Consider the following 3,705-nt stretch of genomic DNA (forward strand, 5'->3'; position numbering starts at 1 on the left):
GCCCGATCAACCCGTGCTCGTCACCATGCAGCGCGCGCACGGCCCGATGCCCGTGAAGGGCGCGCGTGTTTCCCTACGCCACGAGGTTGACGATGTCGTCCTTATCAGCGAGTGAACACGTAGTCGACGACGTCGCGCATACCGCGGCCAAGCGGCGTCGCGAACGGCTGGCACAGTGGCATTTGTGGTTCATTCTTGTGGTCGTGCTCGGCCCGCTGGTCATCTATCCGCTGCTGCAACTCCTGATTCTCAGCGTGAGCGGTGCACATGGCCTGAGCTTTCATGCCTACACAGCGTTCTTCAGCAATCCCGAGACAAGCGGGGTGGTCGGCACAACGCTCGGCATCCTGTTCGCCAGCGCGACACTCGCTTCAGTGCTCGGCGTGCTGCTCGCGGCCATGCTGTTTTTCAAGCCATTCCCCGGTGCGAAACTTGTCACCCGGTTCCTCGAATTATTCGTCGCATTCCCGTCGTTCCTGGTCGCGTTCACGCTGATCTTTTTGTATGGCTCGCAGGGGTCGGTGAGCATCGGCTTGCAGCGGCTTTTTAACCTGCAGGACCCGCCGCTCGACTTCTTGTTCGGTATCGGCGGCGTGATTCTCGCGGAGGTCGTGTTCTACGCGCCATTCGTCGTGCGGCCCACGCTTGCGTCGTTCGCCACGCTCGACATGCGCCTGATCGAAGCCGCAAAGAGTCTCGGCGCGAACGGCTGGATGGTTGCGTTCAAGGTTATCTTGCCGCTCGCGTGGCCTGGTATTGCGGCAGGCACCATCCTGTGTTTCCTGCTGACGCTCAATGAGTTCGGCATTTTGCTCGTGCTCGGCAGCGCGCATCTGATCACATTGCCAATGGCCATCTATAGCTCGGCCACCGTCGATCTCGACTTGCCGACGGCAGCCGCCGGCGCGGTCGTGATGCTGGCGATGTCGCTCTCGTTGTACGCGCTGTACAGACGAGTCAATCGACGCACGGGAGGCCGTAATGGCAACTGAGTTCACGCTGCCCGCTACGACTTCGAAGCCCTATTCGCTCAAGCGGATCGGTGGATGGATATTCACGGGTTTTGCCGCGCTGCTGTGCTTCTGGTTGTTCGTATTGCCGGTGATCGTGGTGGCGCTGTCCAGCGTGGCGTCGCACTGGTCGGGAACCATCTTTCCCGATGGTTTCAGCATGCGCTGGTTCGAACGTCTGGGCGGAAGCGACTTTGATGCGTTGACCACGAGCCTTGAAGTCGGCTTCGGCGTCGCGGTGCTGGGTACGGTGGTCGGCCTGTGGCTTGCACTCGCGCTGGAAGGCCGTGACCGCCGCGGCGTGGGCGCGTGGGTCGATACCATCGCGATGATGCCCAACGGCGTGCCGAGCGTCGTGCTCGGCCTTGCCGTGCTGATTGCGTATCACAAGAAACCGCTGGATATCTCGGGGTCGGCCGCGATCGTCGTGCTGGTGCAGCTCGCGCTTGTGCTGCCGTTTTGTTATCGATGCGCGGCCGCTGCGCTGCGCCCCGAACTCACGATCTTGCGAGAAGCCGCCGCAAGCCTCGGCGCGCCGCCTTCGATGGTCCTCTCACGCGTAGTCTTGCCGCAGCTTGTACCCGCGATCCGCGCGAGTCTTGCGTTGGGATTTGCGTTATCGCTCGGCGAACTTGGCGCGACGCTGACCGTCTATCCGCCGGGTTTTGCGACCGTGCCGATCGTGGTCGTCGGGCAGGTGAATCGCGGTTACTACTTACCGGCGTCGGCGCTTTCGCTGATCTTGCTGGCCGTTTCACTCGCTGCATTGCTGCTGATCGCGGCAAAAGTGCCGCGGCGGCGAATGGCCTGATCCAGGCTGCTCCCGCCGAAAGTCCCACTTTTCGGGACTTTTTTACGTCGAAAAATGTGGCAAATATTGGCGTTGTGCATCAAAATATGGAATCGCGTATTTAACCGCAACGGTTAGCCAAACGCTGGTTCATCACGGGAAGGAACCTCATGTCCACGTCCACCGAAATTATGGAAGTTAACGGCCGCGCTTATGGGCCGGCGCGCGCGCTGACCGTGGTCGTCTGCGTCGACGGCTGCGAATACGATTACCTGGAAGCGGCAGTTGCAGCGGGTGTCGCGCCGTTTATCGGCACCATGCTGCGTGGTGGGTCGGCCTTTCGCGCTGACTGCGTGATTCCGTCGTTCACCAACCCGAACAACTTGTCGATCGTGACGGGCGTTCCGCCTTCCGTGCATGGCATTTGCGGCAACTATTTCTTTGACCCGCAAGCGAACGGCGGCAAGGGCGGGGAAGTGATGATGAACGACCCGGCCTACCTTCGCGCAGGCACCATCCTCGCGGCTGCGGCGCAACGCGGCGAGAAGGTCGCGGTGATTACAGCGAAGGACAAGCTGCGCCGTCTGCTCGGCTGGCAACTCGACGGTATCTGTTTTTCAGCGGAGAAAGCGGACGCGGTGACGCTTGCGGAAAACGGCATCGAGAACGTGCTTGAGCTGGTCGGCAAGCCGGTGCCGGACGTCTATAGCGCTGACCTTTCCGAGTTCGTTTTTGCGGCCGGCGTACGGCTTGCCGAGACCCGCAAGCTTGACCTCATGTACCTGTCAACCACGGACTACGTGCAGCATAAATGCGCGCCCGGCACGGACGGCGCGAACGCGTTCTACGCGATGATGGACGGTTACCTCGCGCGCCTGAACGAACTCGGTGCGGTGATTGGCCTGACGGCGGACCACGGCATGAACGCGAAGCACGATCCCTCAACGGGCGAGCCGAACGTCGTGTATCTGCAAGACTGGCTGGATGAAACGCTGGACGCACCGAATGCGCGCGTGATCCTGCCGATTACCGATCCCTACGTCGTTCACCACGGAGCGCTTGGTTCATTCGCAACCATCTACCTGCCGAGCTCCGTCGATGCAAAAGCGTTGGCGGCGCGCATTGCCGAACTGCCGGGCGTAGATATCGTGCTCGACAACAAGGCTGCGTGCGAGCGCTTCGAATTGCCGAACGATCGCGTGGGAGATCTGGTGGCCGTGAGCGGACGCAACACGGTACTCGGTTCCCGGCGCGCGGAGCACGACCTGTCGGGATTGACCGTGCCGTTGCGCTCGCATGGCGGCGTGTCCGAGCAGGAAGTGCCCTTGTTGTTCAATCGTCCAACCGATGGTTTCGAGTCAAAGCGCGAGGGGAAGCGCCTGCGCAACTTCGATGTCTTCAACATCGCGTTGAATCATCTGGAGCTTGCATCATGAGCGCCGTTCTTGCGGTTGAGCAACATGCGCCGCGGGTCGAAAAGCTGCGTCTGAAGGGCGAGCGTGCGGCGCGTGCTCGCACCATGGATGTTCTCGATCCTTACACGAACACACGCATTGGCACCGTGCCAATGGCAAGCGTCGACGACGTGCGCGACGCATTCGAGTACGCGGCGAATTACCACTCGACGCTGACGCGCTATGAACGCTCGCAGATTCTCGAACGCGCTGCGGCGTTGCTGCGTGAGCGCACGGAAGAAGCGTCGGATCTTATTTCACTTGAATCGGGTTTGTCGAAGCAGGACTCGCGTTATGAAATCGGACGCGTGGCCGACGTGTTCAAATTCGCCGCGATGGAAGCGTTGCGCGACGACGGTCAAAGTTTTTCCTGCGACCTTACCCCGCACGGCAAGGCCCGCCGCGTGTTCTCGCAACGTGAACCGCTGGCCGGCGTGATTGTCGCGATCAC

The 3,705-nt window shown here is 61.2% G+C and carries 4 protein-coding genes and 1 pseudogene; all 5 read left to right on the plus strand.

Features of this window, described 5'->3' with window-relative positions; translation table 11 throughout:
• A pseudogene (locus JWR14_RS36015) lies at positions 1-115 on the plus strand (2-aminoethylphosphonate ABC transport system ATP-binding subunit PhnT); the annotation flags it as partial.
• Positions 93-992: a 2-aminoethylphosphonate ABC transporter permease subunit gene (locus tag JWR14_RS36020; protein ID WP_299719084.1), complete on the plus strand. Its 900-nt coding sequence runs from the start codon at positions 93-95 to the stop codon at positions 990-992. The pseudogene JWR14_RS36015 and the gene JWR14_RS36020, both read left to right, overlap by 23 nt.
• Positions 982-1,821, plus strand: coding sequence for a 2-aminoethylphosphonate ABC transport system, membrane component PhnV (gene phnV / locus JWR14_RS36025; RefSeq protein ID WP_299719086.1), 840 nt, complete (start codon positions 982-984; stop codon positions 1,819-1,821). The genes JWR14_RS36020 and phnV overlap by 11 nt, the downstream gene beginning before the upstream one ends.
• Positions 1,822-1,991: 170 nt before the next feature.
• Positions 1,992-3,236: a phosphonoacetate hydrolase gene (gene phnA / locus JWR14_RS36030; protein ID WP_299719091.1), complete on the plus strand. Its 1,245-nt coding sequence runs from the start codon at positions 1,992-1,994 to the stop codon at positions 3,234-3,236.
• The coding region (locus tag JWR14_RS36035) for an aldehyde dehydrogenase family protein (RefSeq protein WP_299719088.1) at positions 3,233-3,705 on the plus strand (473 nt) is incomplete at its 3' end. The genes phnA and JWR14_RS36035, both read left to right, overlap by 4 nt.

It is taken from the genome of Caballeronia sp. (assembly GCF_028292365.1).
In the GTDB taxonomy this organism is placed as follows: Bacteria; Pseudomonadota; Gammaproteobacteria; order Burkholderiales; family Burkholderiaceae; genus Caballeronia.

Excerpts from the sequence above, each read along its gene's own strand:
- phnV (WP_299719086.1), top strand. The coding sequence starts at position 982 with ATGGCAACTGAGTTCACGCTGCCCGCTACGACTTCGAAGCCCTATTCG.
- JWR14_RS36020 (WP_299719084.1), top strand. The coding sequence starts at position 93 with ATGTCGTCCTTATCAGCGAGTGAACACGTAGTCGACGACGTCGCGCAT.
- phnA (WP_299719091.1), top strand. The coding sequence starts at position 1,992 with ATGGAAGTTAACGGCCGCGCTTATGGGCCGGCGCGCGCGCTGACCGTG.